Origin of the sequence: Paraburkholderia phosphatilytica, from assembly GCF_003443895.1 — a bacterium.
In the GTDB taxonomy this organism is placed as follows: Bacteria; Pseudomonadota; Gammaproteobacteria; order Burkholderiales; family Burkholderiaceae; genus Paraburkholderia; species Paraburkholderia phosphatilytica.
This window is the reverse complement of the sequence record NZ_QQOA01000043.1, coordinates 16,727-31,448: the sequence shown is the minus strand read 5'-3', so window position 1 is coordinate 31,448 and position 14,722 is coordinate 16,727. Positions and strand designations below refer to the sequence as shown.

General features: G+C 64.5%; 14 protein-coding genes. 2 read left to right on the top strand and 12 right to left on the bottom strand.

The window, feature by feature from the left end; translation table 11 throughout:
• A partial coding sequence (locus DVS29_RS38005; RefSeq protein ID WP_240655867.1) for a porin occupies positions 1–779 on the top strand: 779 nt, incomplete at its 5' end.
• Between the two features lie 196 nt (positions 780–975).
• Here the strand turns inward: DVS29_RS38005 and DVS29_RS30640 are convergent.
• From DVS29_RS30640 to DVS29_RS30625, 4 genes are all read right to left on the bottom strand, one after another.
• Complete coding sequence (locus tag DVS29_RS30640) at positions 976–1,872, bottom strand: proteasome-type protease (RefSeq protein WP_118184282.1); 897 nt, start codon at positions 1,870–1,872, stop codon at positions 976–978.
• A gap of 213 nt (positions 1,873–2,085) precedes the next feature.
• The gene (locus tag DVS29_RS30635) at positions 2,086–2,535 is read right to left on the bottom strand and encodes an HU family DNA-binding protein (RefSeq protein ID WP_118184281.1); all 450 of its coding nucleotides are present in this window, start codon (positions 2,533–2,535) and stop codon (positions 2,086–2,088) included.
• A 376-nt stretch (positions 2,536–2,911) separates the two neighbouring features.
• Complete coding sequence (gene pdxR, locus DVS29_RS30630) at positions 2,912–4,405, bottom strand: MocR-like pyridoxine biosynthesis transcription factor PdxR (RefSeq protein WP_118184280.1); 1,494 nt, start codon at positions 4,403–4,405, stop codon at positions 2,912–2,914.
• A 210-nt stretch (positions 4,406–4,615) separates the two neighbouring features.
• Complete coding sequence (locus tag DVS29_RS30625) at positions 4,616–6,136, bottom strand: peptide MFS transporter (protein WP_118184279.1); 1,521 nt, start codon at positions 6,134–6,136, stop codon at positions 4,616–4,618.
• Between the two features lie 539 nt (positions 6,137–6,675).
• Here DVS29_RS30625 and DVS29_RS30620 point away from each other — a divergent pair.
• Entirely contained in the window at positions 6,676–7,248 is a 573-nt protein-coding gene (locus DVS29_RS30620; protein WP_118184278.1) for a cupin domain-containing protein, read from the top strand.
• Between the two features lie 7 nt (positions 7,249–7,255).
• Here DVS29_RS30620 and DVS29_RS30615 read toward each other — a convergent pair whose 3' ends face one another.
• From DVS29_RS30615 to DVS29_RS30580, 8 genes are all read right to left on the bottom strand, one after another.
• Complete coding sequence (locus tag DVS29_RS30615) at positions 7,256–7,555, bottom strand: hypothetical protein (protein ID WP_118184277.1); 300 nt, start codon at positions 7,553–7,555, stop codon at positions 7,256–7,258.
• A 142-nt stretch (positions 7,556–7,697) separates the two neighbouring features.
• Entirely contained in the window at positions 7,698–8,639 is a 942-nt protein-coding gene (gene panE / locus DVS29_RS30610; RefSeq protein ID WP_118184276.1) for a 2-dehydropantoate 2-reductase, read from the bottom strand.
• A 161-nt stretch (positions 8,640–8,800) separates the two neighbouring features.
• Positions 8,801–10,267 carry an efflux transporter outer membrane subunit gene (locus tag DVS29_RS30605; protein ID WP_118184275.1) on the bottom strand — a complete coding sequence of 489 codons (1,467 nt, stop codon included), beginning with the start codon at positions 10,265–10,267 and terminating at the stop codon, positions 8,801–8,803.
• Between the two features lie 65 nt (positions 10,268–10,332).
• Positions 10,333–11,913 carry a DHA2 family efflux MFS transporter permease subunit gene (locus DVS29_RS30600; RefSeq protein ID WP_118184274.1) on the bottom strand — a complete coding sequence of 527 codons (1,581 nt, stop codon included), beginning with the start codon at positions 11,911–11,913 and terminating at the stop codon, positions 10,333–10,335.
• Positions 11,914–11,933: 20 nt separating this feature from the next.
• Positions 11,934–13,040 (bottom strand): HlyD family secretion protein, encoded by a 1,107-nt coding sequence (locus tag DVS29_RS30595; RefSeq protein ID WP_205962543.1) that lies wholly within the window; start codon positions 13,038–13,040, stop codon positions 11,934–11,936.
• 89 nt (positions 13,041–13,129) lie between these two features.
• The gene (locus DVS29_RS30590; RefSeq protein WP_118184272.1) at positions 13,130–13,540 is read right to left on the bottom strand and encodes a MarR family winged helix-turn-helix transcriptional regulator; all 411 of its coding nucleotides are present in this window, start codon (positions 13,538–13,540) and stop codon (positions 13,130–13,132) included.
• 101 nt (positions 13,541–13,641) lie between these two features.
• On the bottom strand, positions 13,642–14,070 hold the full coding sequence (locus DVS29_RS30585) for a MarR family winged helix-turn-helix transcriptional regulator (protein WP_118184271.1): 429 nt from the start codon (positions 14,068–14,070) through the stop codon (positions 13,642–13,644).
• 108 nt (positions 14,071–14,178) lie between these two features.
• Positions 14,179–14,676, bottom strand: a complete 498-nt coding sequence (locus DVS29_RS30580) for a hypothetical protein (RefSeq protein ID WP_124800737.1) — start codon at positions 14,674–14,676, stop codon at positions 14,179–14,181.
• Positions 14,677–14,722: the final 46 nt, after the last annotated feature.

The following is a 14,722-nucleotide window of genomic DNA, read 5'->3' as shown; positions in this document are numbered from 1 at the left end:
GTCGTCAGTACGACCCGGTCGTCGACCTGGTCCAGCCGCTGACGGCTGACAACTACTGGGGCAGCACGTTCACGACCGCTGGCGACGTTGACAACAGCTCGCGCACGAACAACGCCATCAAGTACACGTCGCCGGTGTTCGCTGGCCTGCAGTTCGAAGGCATGTACGCGCTGGGCGGCGTTGCCGGCCAGACGGGTTCGGGCCAATCGTGGGCAGCTGCCGCAACGTACGCAACGGGTCCGTTCAGCGTCGCTGCTGGTTACTTCCGCCTGGACAACCCGTCGGTGACGGCCGGTACGGACCGCACCACGTGGGCAGGTACGTCGGACGGCACGTTTGACGGCGGCATCGAAAACAACGCGTTCAAGACGGCCAAGTCGATCGGCATCGCTTCGGTGGCAGGTCAGTACGTCGCGGGTCCGTTCACGTTCGGTCTGCGTTACAGCAACGCGCAGTACAAGCCGGACGCGCAATCGACCTTCGCCGCGACGCAGAAGTACAACGTCGGCGCTGGCTTCGTGAACTACCAGCTGACGCCGGCAGCACTGATCGGCTTCGGCTACACGTACACGCACGGCAGCGGCAACACGAGCGCCACGTGGCACGAGTTCTCGCTGGGCGGCGACTACAACCTGTCGAAGCGCACGGACATCTACCTGGTCGGCGCGTACCAGCATGCGAACGGTGGTGCGGCGATCGCATCGGTTGCCGACTATGGCTACGACGCATCGGGCGACAACCAGGCGATCGTCAGCCTGGGCCTGCGTCACAAGTTCTGATCGTCATCTGAACGGGCAGCCCGGTACGCCGGGTTGCACGCGAAGCCAGCCGGAGGCGCAAGCCGAAGGCTGGCTTTTTTGTTTCCAGGCTTCCCTCATCGTTCGGCCATCGCTGGCCGGATACGAAAAAGGCGAGACGCCGCGTGATCCGCGGCGTCTCGCCTTTTTGTTCTTCGTGCCTGCCTCTGTCGCGCGTTTAACGCGGCTCTCCGGTCTTCGTGGCCTGTGCCAGTGTCTGTGGCGGGAAATGCTCGCCGAGGCCGCCTGAGCCGACGCTGCTGCCCTCTGCGTCGGTTGCGCCGCGATACGTGATCGGCGCACGCGCGCGCTGGCCGAGCGGCACGTCGTCCGCGATGCGCCAGTCGGGATCGGGAATCTCGCCGAACACCTGGCGCAGACGGTCGCCCCAGGTACGATGAATCATCCCGTAGTAGTCGTTGTCCTGATCGATCGATACGTAGCGCGTCACGCGCAGCGCATCGCGCTCGTAGACCAGCAGATCGAGCGGCAAGCCAACCGACAGGTTCGAGCGCAGCGTCGAATCCATCGACACGAGCGCGCACTTCGCGGCTTCGTCGAGCGGCGTGGCGGGTGTCAGCACGCGGTCGATGATCGGCTTGCCGTACTTCGATTCGCCGATCTGGAAGTACGGACACACGCTCGATGCCTCGATGAAGTTGCCGGCCGCGTAGATCATGAAAAGCCGCGGCGCACCCGGTGCACCGTTGCCCGAGTGGATCTGGCCGCCCAGGATGAAGCTGCAGTTGAAGTCGACGCCGAATTCCTGCAGCGAACGCGCCTCGCGCTGATACACCTCGCGCACGGCTTCGCCGACCACGCGCGCCGCTTCCGCCATCGTCGGCGCGCTCCACAACGTGGGGCGATCGCGTCCGTTCGGCTCGGTGAGCGCGTGCAGCACCGCCTGCGTCAGCGACAGATTGCCGGCCGTCAGCAACACGAGCAGACGCTCGCCAGGCTCTTCGAACACCGTCATCTTGCGCGCCGTGCTGATGTGATCGACGCCCGCGTTGGTACGCGTGTCCGACAGGAACACGAGTCCATCGTTGACGCACATCGCTACGCAGTAAGTCATGGTCTCTATCCGGGAAAACAGCTGGAACGCCGCTATTGTAATGCGCATCGCCGCGCGCAACCTTCGCACGGCGAACGGCACCCGGATGCACGGGGCCGGCACGCGAAAGCAACGCACAAAAAAATCCCCGCGAGCCTGGGCTCGCGGGGATCGTGACTCAGCGCATGACATGCGACGCCGCCGCGCGAACGCGAGCGGCGCGACACGATGCGATCAGCCTGCTGCTGCGTCCTTCAGCTTCTTCAGCGCACGTGCCTTGATGCGCACGCTTGCCGGCTTGGCCGGGAACCAGCGCTCCTGACCCGTGAACGGGTCCTTGCCGAAGCGCTTCTTCTTCGCCGGCACGGTTTGCGCGGTGATCTTCAGAAGACCCGACAGCGTGAACTCGCCGGCGCCCTTCTTGTGCACCGAACCGAGGATCGTGTCTTCCAGCGCGGCCAGCACAGCCTTGGCCGCCTTCGGTTCAACGCCAGCCTTTTCAGCGACGTGAGCAGCCAGCGAGGCCTTCGTGAAGGTGTCCTTGATCGGCGACGGTGCGCCACCGGACGCCTTCACGGCGACCTTCTTAGCTGCGGCTTTCTTCGCCGGGGCTTTCGTTGCAGCAACCTTTTTGGTCGCTACCGGGGCAGCTTTCTTGGCTGCCTTTTTTGCGGAAGTTGCCATTTTTCTCCTACCTGTTGTGGTCAAAGAATGCTTGAAGGTGCGCGAGATTGCACACGCTTCAACGCCGGATTCTACAAGCGCTCAAGCGTTTCGCGTGAATCTTTTTGCGCTTCGCGCGACGACTATGTTGCGCGCCGTCGACTCTCTCACACATTTTGACGCTTGTTTCATGGGGTAAACGTGATTCCGGCCTCGCGCGCGACGCTCGGGCGAGCGCGTCCGGCCATCCGCCGGAAACCGAAATAACGCTGCAAAAACAGGGCTTTTCGCGTCGCGGCAGTCGCCGCGGGCAACCAGAAACCGACGAAAAACGCTGGACGTCCTCGCCGGAATCGCGACCGGAAGCCGGATGAAGGCCGACGCGGACGTGCACGGTTCAGCTTCGCACGAGCTTCGGCAGCAATCGTGCGAACTTCGTCAACGCCGCATCGATGTGCTCGATCTCGATGCCGCCATAACCGAACATCAGGCCGGGCTCGGGCTTCGCATTCACGTAGAACGGCGTGAGCCCAGGCAGCCCGATCGATGCCGCACGCGCGCCGGCCGAGACCCGCGCTTCGTCGACGGGCACGCGAAAATGCGCGGCAAGGTGGATGCCGGCGCCGGTCGCAACCGGTTCCAGCCATGGCGCGAGTCGCCCGTTCAGATGCGCGAGCAGCATCTCGCGGCGCGCCGCATAGAGCTTGTGCATGCGGCGCAGATGCCGCGCGAACTCGCCGTCGAGCATGAATGCCGCGAGCGCGGTCTGCGTGAGCGCGCATCCGCCGCCGCTGCCGATCATCCGCGCCTTCACGAGCGCAGGCGACAGCGACGCCGGCGCCACCACGTAGCCGACGCGCAGCTCCGGAAACAGCGTCTTCGAAAACGTGCCGACGTACGCGACGAGACCGGCGCGATCGAGGCTCTTCAACGGCTCCATCGAACGGCCTTCGAAGCGGAACTCGCAGTCGTAGTCGTCTTCCACGATGACGGCGCCGCGTTGCTGCGCCCATTCGAGCAGCTCGACGCGCCGCTCGAGACTCATCGGCATGCCGAGCGGAAACTGATGCGAAGGCGTCACGTAGACGAGCCGCGCCGCTTTCGGCAGCTTGCGCACGATCAAGCCTTGCCCGTCCACCGGCACCGGCACGACCTTCGCGCCGCGCGCGGCGAGACACGCGCGCGCAGGCGGATAACCGGGATCCTCGACCGCGACCACATCGCCCGGCGCGACCGTGACGCGCGCGATCAGATCGAGCGCTTCCTGTGCGCCCTGCGTCACGAGCACCTCGTCCCAGTTGCTCATCACCGCGCGGCTGAACGCGAGATAGCGGGAAATCGCGAGCCTCAGTTCCTGCTCGCCGGCCGGATCGCGATAGGTGCCGCGGCCGCGACTCTGCGCACGCAGCGCGTGATTCACGCAACGGCGCCAGACGTCGAACGGAAAGCGTGTCTTGTCCGTCACGCCGCCGATGAAGTCGAACGGCGAGCCGGTCAGCGGCGACGGCAGCGACTCGCGTCCCGGCAGCTGCGCCCACATCGGCAGCGGCTGCGCGCCCGGCCGCGTTGTGCTTGTAGCGCGCGCGGCCTGCACAGCAGCGAGATGGCCTCCCGTGCCGCTCACGCCCGGATGGCTGGCCGGCAAGCGCTCGAGCCCATCGGCCACGAACGTACCGGAGCCCGGACGCGTGATCAGATAGCCTTCGGCAAAGAGGCGCTCGAAGACATCGAGCGTCGTCTTGCGCGATACGCCGAGCTGGGTCGCGAGATCGCGCGTGGACGGCAGCCGCGTGCCGCCCGTCAATCTTCCATCGACGATGCCGGCGCGCAACTGCCGATAGATCTGTCCGGACAGATCGTGACGCCCTTCGACTGAGATGTGGATGTCCATCGCTGCGGGTTCGCGGAAAATCTAGAGGTGGCGCGCGATGGCACGAGACGGCTCGCGCGTCGCGAGGCCCAAGCTTACCGCGGCTGCGGTCGTGGTTTGCATGCGTGGCTGCCGGTAGATCGATGCGCGGATGCAAAAAGGGCGATCCCGATGGGACCGCCCTTCAACCTCGAACCTGCACGAAACGCGATGCGCTTTAACGCCGACCGCTCATTCCGCCGCGGCGACGAGACCCGGCGCCTGCCGCTTGTCGTCGCTGGCGCTTGCGCCATACGAATGATGTTCGCGCGACAGCTTGCGCATCAGCGGCAGCAGCAGCGCCGCGACCAGCGCGCCGGCGGCGGCGAGCCAGCCCAGCGCCATGAAGAGCTTCGTATAGATGGGCAGCGACTGCAGCGGGTCGAGCGTGCCCGACGGCATCTGCGCGAAATTCGCGGCCACGCTGCCGAGATACTGCGACACGCCGGTCGCGACGAAGTACGCGCCCATCATGAAGCCGCTCATCCGCGACGGCACGTAACGCGCGATCATCGCGAGGCCGAGCCCGCTGACGAGCAGTTCTCCAAGCGAGTAGAGCCCGTAGCCTGCCACCATCCACCACGACGACACGCGTCCATCCACCGCGAAGCGTCCCGACAGCGCGTACACGAAAAAGCCCGCCGCGACGACCGCGAAGCCCGCGACGAACTTCGCCGCGACCGACACGTCCTTGCCGCTGTTCGCAAGGCGCGTGTACATCAGCGCGAGCACGGGGCTCAGCAGCATGATCCAGATCGGGTTCAGCGCCTGGAACTGCGCCGCGCTCCACGAGAAAAACGTGATGCCAAACAGCGAGAACGCCGGATCGACGTTGCGCAGCGCGAACAGCGTCAGCGAGGTCGACATCTGCTGGTAGAAGATGAAGAACAGGATGGACTGCAGCGTCAACACCAGCGCCGCAAGCAGACCCGCGCGTTCCGAGCGCTCGCAGCGCATCAGCATGTACGCGAAGATCGCGAGGATCGCGACGCCCGCCGCATACACGCACGCCACCGCGATCGCCTTGTGCTGCAGCACGAAGGTCGTGGCGAGTCCGATCACGATGCCGCCGGCCACCACCATGCCGACGCCCTTCCATGCGATCGGCCGCGTATCCGGCGCCGAACCGACGTGCGACAGCGTGCGGTACATCAACAGGAAGTTCAGCACGCCAAGCAGCATGCCCGCGCAGCAGACCGCGAATGCCGCGTGCCAGCCCCAGTGATCCTTGATCCACGGCGTTGCGAGCATCGACACCGTCGAGCCGATGTTGACCGCCATGTAGTAGATCGTGAACGCGCTGTCGATGCGCGCATCGTCGCCTTCGTAGATGCGGCGCACCAGATTCGCCGCATTCGCCTTGAAGAGACCGTTGCCGACGACGATCACGCCGAGCGACAGATACATGTGCGTGAGCCGGTCGTCGGGCAGCGCGAGCATCAGATAGCCCGCCGACAGCACGAGCGCGCCGAACACCATCGTGCGGCGCGAGCCGAGAATCTTGTCGCCGATCCAGCCACCGATCGACGGTGCCGCGTAGACGAGCGCCGTAAACGCGCCCCACGTGAGATTCGCGTGACTGTCGGCGAAACCGAGCTTGTCGATCATGAACAGCACGAGTAGCGCGGCCATGCCGTAGTAACCGAAACGCTCCCACATCTCGATCAGGAAAATGGTGGAGAACGATCGCGTCTGCGATACGGATGCATTCATCGAGTACCTCTATCTATTGCGGATGCAGCGGCTCCCCGGATAACGGGTGCCGCAACGCGTAAAGCGGAAACGGTGGTGCCGTCCCGGCCCGGGCTGCAAAAATGATGCGCTGGAACGCTACGCCGAATTTTGTCCGAACGAATGTTCACATAAAATACCAAGTACACCGAATGATTTCGAGAGTCTTCGGAAGGCGGCGATTCTGCTGACGAAACCCTGAACCGTCACTACGGGTTATTACCGACATGAAATGCATGAAGCGCATGGCAACGCAGTCAGACGTTCGATGGTTGGGACCGCAAGTTCCGGCCCCCGCTTTTGGCCCCATATGCCGCCCTGTGTCAGCCGCCGCGACGAGGATCGGTCGTCCGGCAACTCGCCCAGTTCCCACGCGGATTCTGGCAACATGGCGTCCTGTCATGAGGCATTCCTGAAGAAACATGGGACGCATCGCCGGGGAATTCGCGCTGCCCCGGAAGGGTATCAAACAAAATTTTCATATACCAAACAAATTTTGACTGGCTGATAATCACCCCGATATGGTCTCTCCCATTGAGAAGGACACCCCGGCACTCGCGCTGGGCAGCAAGATCCGCGCATTGCGGCAGCGGTTGAAGCGTACGCTCGACGATACGGCCACGGCCGCGGGCATTTCCAAACCTTTCCTGTCGCAGGTGGAACGCGGTCACGCCACGCCATCGCTCACTTCGCTCGCCGGCATCGCGAGCGCGCTGGGCGTGACGGTGCAGTATTTCGTCGACACGCCGAGCGAGGAACGCTCGGTCATTCGCGGAGATCAACTGAAGTTCTTCGGTTTCGCCGATTCGGCGAACCTGTTCGCGCGCCTGACCAACATGTCGGGCGGCCGTCAGCTCGAGGCCATCCTCGTGCGCATGCCGCCCGGTCAGAAGCGTTCGGAAGTGACGACGCACGCCGGCGAGGAATTCATCTACGTGCTGGACGGCGAGGTTTCGCTCACGCTGGAAGGCAAGACGTTCGTGCTGCACTCTGGCGACAGCGCCCACTACGAATCGACGGTGCCGCACAGCTGGGCAAACACGGCGCGCAAGGAATCGACCGTGGTGTGGGTGGGGACGCCGAGGCTTTTCTAGCGGCCTGTCAGAACACGATCGAAATAGCCACGGCCAGCCAGAGGGTCACCACGCCCAGTGCGAACATCACGCGTGCGGTCTGGATGTGGCGATTGGGACCCGTGCCGTCGATCGGCCGCGTGACGACGAACGGCACAAAACCGAGACTCGCAAAGCCGATGAGCGCGAACAGCGCGATCAGCACGTCGCTGAACTTCCAGGGCGACGCCTCGTGCACGCCCCAGTAGCCGAGAAACACGATACCGATCGAGAACACCGTGGCGGACGCCGAGCTGAGCGCTGTGACCGAGCCGTCCGGATTTCGCATGATCGCCCTCCTGTCGGCGCAGTGATCGGTACCGTATCGCGAGCATCGATTCTACTGCCCGCGCGCGGCCGCGCATTCGCGCGTTGCGAAACGCGGCCTTGCCGGCAGGGGCGATGGCGATGTTGCCGCAATCAGGCAACCGTCAGGCAGGCGTTTTAGCCTGACGCGCTTCGTAGGCCTTCAGATGCGTATACGCGACGCGCAGCAGCGACAGCGTGGCGTCGTCATGCTGCTGCGGACCGCCGCGCGCGATCAGGTCGCCGATCACGTGGTCCGCTTCGATCGGCGCGCCATTCATGATGTCGCGCAGCATCGATGCGGTGAGCGGCGAACCCGGCACGAAAAACGTCGCCGCCGCGCGCGACACGAGCCCCTCGCCGATCGGATGACCGTTCTGCTTCGCGATCTCGCCGCATTCGGCGAAGATGCCTTCGATCAGACGTTTGCCGTCCGGCGCGCTCAGGATGTCGCCCACCGCCGCGCGGCAGAGCGACGTACTCGCAGCGAGCGTCGCGAGGAACACCCACTTCTCCCACATCTGCTGGCGCACGTTTTCGTCGGGATACACGTCGAAGCCCCTGTTCGACAGTTCCGCCGCGATCGCCTGCACGCGTTCGTCGATGCCGCCCTCGAGCGCGCCGAACGTCATCGACGCAACCTCGTTCATGTGCACGATGTCCTTGCGTTCGTTCAGCGTCGCCACGATGATGCACTGGCCGCCCAGCACGTGCGCCGCGCCGAATTTTTCCGTCAGCACGTCGAGGTGACGCATGCCGTTGAGCAGCGGCAGGATCAGCGTGCCGGGCCCGACGGCCGGCGCGAACGATTCGATCGCATCGTCGAGGCTGTACGCCTTGCAGCTCAGCAGCACCAGATCGTAAGGGCCGTCGATCGACGCCGCGTCCACCGTCTTCACGTCGCGCAGCGTCACGTCGCCGCGCGGGCTGCGGATCACGAGCCCCGCGTCGCGCAGTTGCGCCGCGCGCGCCTTGCGCACCAGAAACGCGACGTCGCGGCCCGCGGCTGCGAGCCGTCCGCCGAAATAGCCGCCCACGGCTCCCGCACCTACCACCAGAATACGCATCGTTGATCCTCGGATGATGTGAAGCACGCGTGCACGCGCCGCATGCCGGCGCCCGCGTGTGGTTTGTCTACAGCGCAGACGTTAGCAGGAATTCGTGCGATGCATCGGGTCGATGCGCTGCGTGGTCAAAAATGCGCCCTTCGTACGCTTCAGTTGGCTCGTCAATTCGCCGCCGTCGTCACGCTGTTTGCGCCCGACGCCACCGCATGCGCATCATCGCCATTCGCACGCGTTTCCCAGCCGCCGCCGAGCGATCGATACAGCGCGACCGCGGCGAGCGCATGCTCGCGCTTCGCGTCGTTCAGCGATTCGGAATCGAGCAGATACGCCTGCTGCGCGTCGAGCACATCGAGGAAGCTCGACGCGCCGCCCTTGTACAGTTCGGTGGAAAGCTTCAGCGCATGACCCGACGCATCGAGCGCACCGCCCAGACGATCCACCTGCTGCGAACGGCTCACGAGATCGCTGCGCGTATCTTCGATTTCCTTCAGCGCCCGCAGCATCGTCTGTTGCAGGCCCAGCTGCGACTCGCGCATGCGGTTCTCGTTCTGGTCGATGTTCGCGGTGATGCGGCCCGCGTTGAAAATCGGGCTCGTCGCGCTCAGCGCCGCGCTGAACAGGTTGTCGGTGAGCGTCGGCAAACCGAGGTACGACGCTGCGAGCAGACCGTCCGCGAGATTCAGCTTGAACTGCGGATAGCGCTGCGCTTTGGCCGCGCCCACTTCCGCCGCGCGCTGCTCGACCGTCGCATATGCTGCATCGACGTCGGGCCGGCGCAGCAGCGCTTCCGACGGCAGGATCTGCGGCGTGCCCTGCGCGGGTACCGGAATCGGCCGCGCCTCCGTGAGCATCTGCGAGTTCACGCTCTCGGGCGTGCGGCCCGAGTACACCGCGATCAGGCTCAGCTGATGCTGGATCTGCGACTGCACGCGCGGCAGCTGGCTCTGCAGTTCCTGCAGCTGGTTCTGCGCGCGCGCCACGTCGAGCTGGGTCGAGAGACCATAGTGCAGACGTTCCTGCGTGAGCTTCAGTGCGCTCTGACGGATGCCCTCGTTGTCGTTCAGGATCTGCAGCTGCTCCTGCGCCCAGCGCAGATCGATGTACGCACTCGCGGTATTGGCCGCGAGGGCGAGCCGCAGCTGGTCGAGCGCTTCCTTGCTGTGCGTGGCCTGCGCCTGTGCCGCCAGCACCGCGAGACGTTCGCCGCCGAACACGTCCGGCGACCAGTTCGCCGCGAGTCCCACACCGGCCTGTTTCACATAGCCGAGCGGCGGCGGCACTTCGATGCGCTGGTACGACGCGTTCGCCGTCGCATCGAGTTCGGGCAGCAGCGCGGCGCGATTCTGCGTGACGACCGACTGCGCCTGCTTCACGCGTTCGACGGCGGCCTGCACGTCGAGGTTGTCGTTCAGCACCGACGCGACCAGCTCGTGCATCACCGGATCGCCGAACTGCGCCCACCATGCATCGGGATTCGCGGTGTCCTGCGGCGCCGCGACGCTGAACGCGTCGGGCGCGGTCTTCTGCACGGTGGCCGGCAGATCGGCGTGCTGCTCGGGCTGCACCGCACAGCCTGCAAAGCCGAGCGCGGCGAGACAGGCAACGGCGGCGGCAATGATCGATTTCATGATGGGACTCGTTGGGGTCGGTCTGGCGATGATTCGTGTGTGGAGTGATATGTGATCCGTGGTGGTCAATGCGCATCGGGCGGCGGCGCGACGTTGCCGAACGGCCGCGAGAACAGCACGCTTAGCAAGCCGACGACGAAGCACAGCGCGACCGCATAGAACGCATCGGAAAACGTCAGCGTGAGCGCCTCGCGTATCAGCAGCTGGTTCAGCATGCCGAGCCCTGCATTCGCAGCATTCAGCGCATCGCCCGCGGTCGCCGCGAGCTGTGCGGTCTGCTGGTGCAGCAGGTTTTCGATCACCGGCCGGCCAACGCTCACGTGCTCGTCGAGCCGTTCGTAATGCAGGTTAAGGCGGTCGTTGAGCATCGTGCTCGCCACCGCGATACCGATCGCGCCGCCCAGGTTGCGCATCAGGTTGAACAGGCCGCTCGCCGATTTGAGCCGCGACGGCGGCAGCGAACCGAGCGCCATCGTGACGATCGGCGGAATCGCGAACTGCTGGCCGAAGCCGCGCAGCGCCTGCGGCAACAGCAGTTGCTGCCAGCCCCAGTCGCTCGTCAGCGGCACGTACAGGTAACAGCCGACGCCGAACATCACGAGCCCGGCGACGAGCAGCCAGCGCATGTCGACGAAGCGTGCGAGCGTCGAGTAGACGACGAGCCCGAGCAGCTGGAACACGCCGACTGACAACAACGCAACGCCAATCTGCAGCGAATCGAAGCCCCGCACCCGGGCGAGGAACACCGGCGTCAGGAATACGGTGCAGAAGATGCCGATACCGGTAATGAACGACAGCAGGCTGCCGATGCCGAAGTTGCGTACCGCGAGGGCGCGCAGATCGACGATCGGTTCTTTCGCCGTGAACGCATGCACGAGAAACAGGAAGCCGCAGATCACGCACACCCACGTGCACACGAGAATCACGTCGTCGCCGAGCCAGTTCTTGCGCGGGCCTTCCTCAAGCACATATTCGAGGCAGCCGAGGAATCCCGACATCAGCAGGATGCCGAAGTAATCGCCCTTCTTCAGCAACGAAATATCCGCGCGGTCGAAGTTGACCACGCGCGGCACCAGCACCGTCACGACGACGCCGGGCACGAGGTTCAGATAGAACAGCCAGTGCCACGACCACACCGACGTGATCCAGCCGCCGATCACCGGGCCGATCGTCGGGGCGAGCGTGGCGAGCGCGCCGATCGTCGTCGACGCGATCAGCCGCTGCTTCGGCCCGAACAGCACGAACGCCGTCGTGAACACGGTCGGGATCATCGCCGCACCCAGCGCGCCCTGCAGCCCGCGAAACAGGATCATCGAGTTGATGTCCCACGCGAGGCCGCACAGCATGCTCGTAATCGTGAAGCCGAGCGACGAGATCGCGAACACCCAGCGGGTGGAAAACACACGCGTGAGCCAGCCCGACATCGGAATCACGATGATCTCGGCGATCAGGTACGAGGTCTGCACCCACGACAGCTCGTCCTGGCTCGCGGACAGGCCGCCGCCGATATCGCGCAGCGACGACGCGACGATCTGGATGTCGAGCGTCGCCATGAAGAAGCCGAGACACATCGCCGCGAACGCGATGACCTTGGTACGCGTCGGCAGATCCATCGGGTTGATCAGCGGGGCACTGGAGGTAGTCATGATCGATCGTCCCTGCCCGCTTACGACTGGCTCGCGGCTTCGCCGCCGGACTGCAGATGCACCTTGACCGTCGCGGACAGGCCCGGGCGCAGCACGCCCTCCTTCTCCTTCGGCACCGTCAGGCGGACGCGCACCGGCACGCGCTGCACGATCTTCGTGAAGTTGCCGGTCGCGTTTTCCGCGGGCAGCACGCTGAAGGTTGCGCCCGTCGCCGGCGCAAGGCTTTCCACCACGCCGTGAATCGTGCCGCTCGATGCATCCAGTTCCACATCCGCCGGATCGCCCACGTGCATCTTCTTCAGCTGGTCTTCCTTGAAATTCGCGTCGACCCACAAGCCGGTCGCGGGTACGACTGTCAGCAGCGACACGCCGGTGTTCGCGAGAATCCCGACCCGTGCCGTGCGATTACCGACGTAACCGTCGATCGGCGAGCGGATCGTCGTGTACTCCACATTCAACGCGGCGACCCGTCGTGCCGCTTCGGCCGTCGCGACGCGCGCCTGTGCATCGTTGATCTGCGCATCGAGCACCGACGTTTCGCGCTGTGCCGCCGTGAGCGACGCGTTGCTGCGATCCACCGCCGCGCGCGCCTTCAGCAGGTCCGCGTCCGCCTTCTCGACCACCTGATCGGATACGGCCTCGTCTTTGACCAGTGCGCGATAGCGCGCCTGGTCTTCCGCGCTGCGGGTCAATTCCGCTCCCGAAGCGCGCACCTCCGCCGACTGCTGGTTGATAACCGCCAGTTGCAGCGATTTTTTGGCCTGCAGTTCCACCACCGCCGCCTTCGCGCTGTCCACTTCGGCCTGCGCCTGCGCGAGCCGCGCGTCGTAGTCGCGCGAATCGAGACGGATCAGCACCTGGTTCGCATGCACGAACTGGTTGTCCTGCACGAGCACGTCGGTCACGAAGCCGTTGACCTTCGGCGCCATCACCGTGACGTCGCCGCCGACGTACGCGTCGTCGGTCGTCTGGATGAAGCGGCCGATGAAGAACCAGTAGGATCCCGCCGCGGCAAGCGCGACGAGCACGGTGAGGAGCGCGAGCGGCATCCACGGAATCCGGCGCGTGCCGGATTTCGGAATGGCCGCTGCGCCGGCCGGTGCAACGGTTGTCGGAGTGGTGGACATGATGATATGTGCGTATGCACTAAGATAGGGTGAAAAAAAGCGCCACGATGCCGCGCGCTGCCGATTGCAAAAAACCTGTTACTGCCGGTTCAGTCACGCGTCATGTCGAGCAGTTCATGCCGCAACGCTTCCGCCCGCGCGGCGCCGAAGCGTTGTTCGAATTCGTCCTGCGCGGCGATCCAGTGCGCGCCGGCCAGTTCGAGCCGCGCGCTGCCTGCTGCCGTCAGCCCGATGGTCATCGCTCGCCTGCCCTCGACGCGACTGTCGACCAGACCGTCGCGCTGCAGCGGCTGGATTGCCCGCACGGCGCTTGTGCGGTCCATCACCATCGCCGTCGCGATCTGCTGCGTGGTCAACCTGCCGAGCCGGCGCAGGCGACCGAGAATCGAATACTGCGTGGTCGTCAGGCCAGCCTTCGCCAGATGACGGTCGTAGATCTGCGACACGTAACGTGCAGCCTGGCGTATCGCGAAGCAATCGTCTTCCGGCGGGACTTGCATACCGTGCGTTCCAGTCAGTCTATTAGTGCATATGCACTTCAACAGATAAAACAAAACAGCCCGATCGACGCCGCGTTGCCGGTATGACACCGGCAACCGCCCTATTCCGCCTCGGTCAGGCTGAACAGTTCCTTGCGCAGCAGCTTCGCGCGCGACTTGCCGAACTTCGCTTCGAACTCTTCCTGCGCGGCACGCCACGCGGCCGCCGCTTCATCGAACACCCGTTCGCCGCTTTCGGTGAGGCTGAATACATACGTGCGCGTGTCGTGCTCCGCCGAATCCGATGCGATGAAACCATCGCGTTGCAGCGGCTTCAGTGCCCGCACGAGCGTGGTGCGGTCCATCACCATCGCGTCCGCGAGCTCCACCATGGTCAGGTTCGGGCGGCGCGCCAGCTTCGCGAGAATCGTGAACTGCGCGGCCGTGACGCCAACCTCAGCAAGATGCCGCTCATACAACTGCGTAACAAAGCGCGACGCCTGGCGCAGCGCAAAGCAGTTGCATTCGTCGTAGGAGAGTGGACGGTTCATGCGATGCAGTCTATCTGTGCGTACGCACATTTGCAAGGGAAATTTCTGGAGGCGTTTGGGGTGGGATGGTTTTGCGAGGGTCCCCGTTCGGGAACCCGTGGTGTCAGTTCACTCGTCGTAGCCGCATTGCAGCCGCAACCGGCGCGCCTGACGGGGCAGGACGATGTACATGGTTAGCGGAATGCCGATGACAAAACTGACGAGGAGGCCCATAAACGGATGGCCGATCTTATGAAATGGCTCGGTGACGAGCGAACCCGGCAGCCCGGCGATAATCCCCCAACCGAACGTGGTCAGTCCGAGCATGGTTGCGCTCCAGAAATCGATGCGCCTGGGCGCGGTCAAGTCCTGAACGATGAAAGCGCGCCGGATGGCATCGCCGGTAAAGGGAATCGCGACGACGGCCACGATCAATCCGGCCAATGCGCCAATGCCCCCCGGCGACGCATGGTGATGACCATCTTTCATCCAGATCACCACAAAAATCCCAAACACAGCCATCACAACGACGGCCGCCAACGCGGCAAACGCCATCTGCCGCCAGAAACACGACCACCATAACGACAGCCGCTCCCCGAAATCCATTTCCGGATCCATCTCGAACATTTTTTGGCCCCCGATTTGATCTAATTTTTCCCCACTGCATCCGAAG

Coding starts and splice junctions, on each gene's coding strand:
- DVS29_RS30640 (WP_118184282.1), bottom strand. CDS start 1,872: ATGACTTACTGCGTAGCGATGTGCGTCAACGATGGACTCGTGTTCCTG.
- DVS29_RS30635 (WP_118184281.1), bottom strand. CDS start 2,535: ATGGCAACTTCCGCAAAAAAGGCAGCCAAGAAAGCTGCCCCGGTAGCG.
- pdxR (WP_118184280.1), bottom strand. CDS start 4,405: ATGGACATCCACATCTCAGTCGAAGGGCGTCACGATCTGTCCGGACAG.
- DVS29_RS30625 (WP_118184279.1), bottom strand. CDS start 6,136: ATGAATGCATCCGTATCGCAGACGCGATCGTTCTCCACCATTTTCCTG.
- DVS29_RS30620 (WP_118184278.1), top strand. CDS start 6,676: ATGGTCTCTCCCATTGAGAAGGACACCCCGGCACTCGCGCTGGGCAGC.
- DVS29_RS30615 (WP_118184277.1), bottom strand. CDS start 7,555: ATGCGAAATCCGGACGGCTCGGTCACAGCGCTCAGCTCGGCGTCCGCC.
- panE (WP_118184276.1), bottom strand. CDS start 8,639: ATGCGTATTCTGGTGGTAGGTGCGGGAGCCGTGGGCGGCTATTTCGGC.
- DVS29_RS30605 (WP_118184275.1), bottom strand. CDS start 10,267: ATGAAATCGATCATTGCCGCCGCCGTTGCCTGTCTCGCCGCGCTCGGC.
- DVS29_RS30600 (WP_118184274.1), bottom strand. CDS start 11,913: ATGACTACCTCCAGTGCCCCGCTGATCAACCCGATGGATCTGCCGACG.
- DVS29_RS30595 (WP_205962543.1), bottom strand. CDS start 13,040: ATGTCCACCACTCCGACAACCGTTGCACCGGCCGGCGCAGCGGCCATT.
- DVS29_RS30590 (WP_118184272.1), bottom strand. CDS start 13,540: ATGCAAGTCCCGCCGGAAGACGATTGCTTCGCGATACGCCAGGCTGCA.
- DVS29_RS30585 (WP_118184271.1), bottom strand. CDS start 14,070: ATGAACCGTCCACTCTCCTACGACGAATGCAACTGCTTTGCGCTGCGC.
- DVS29_RS30580 (WP_124800737.1), bottom strand. CDS start 14,676: ATGTTCGAGATGGATCCGGAAATGGATTTCGGGGAGCGGCTGTCGTTA.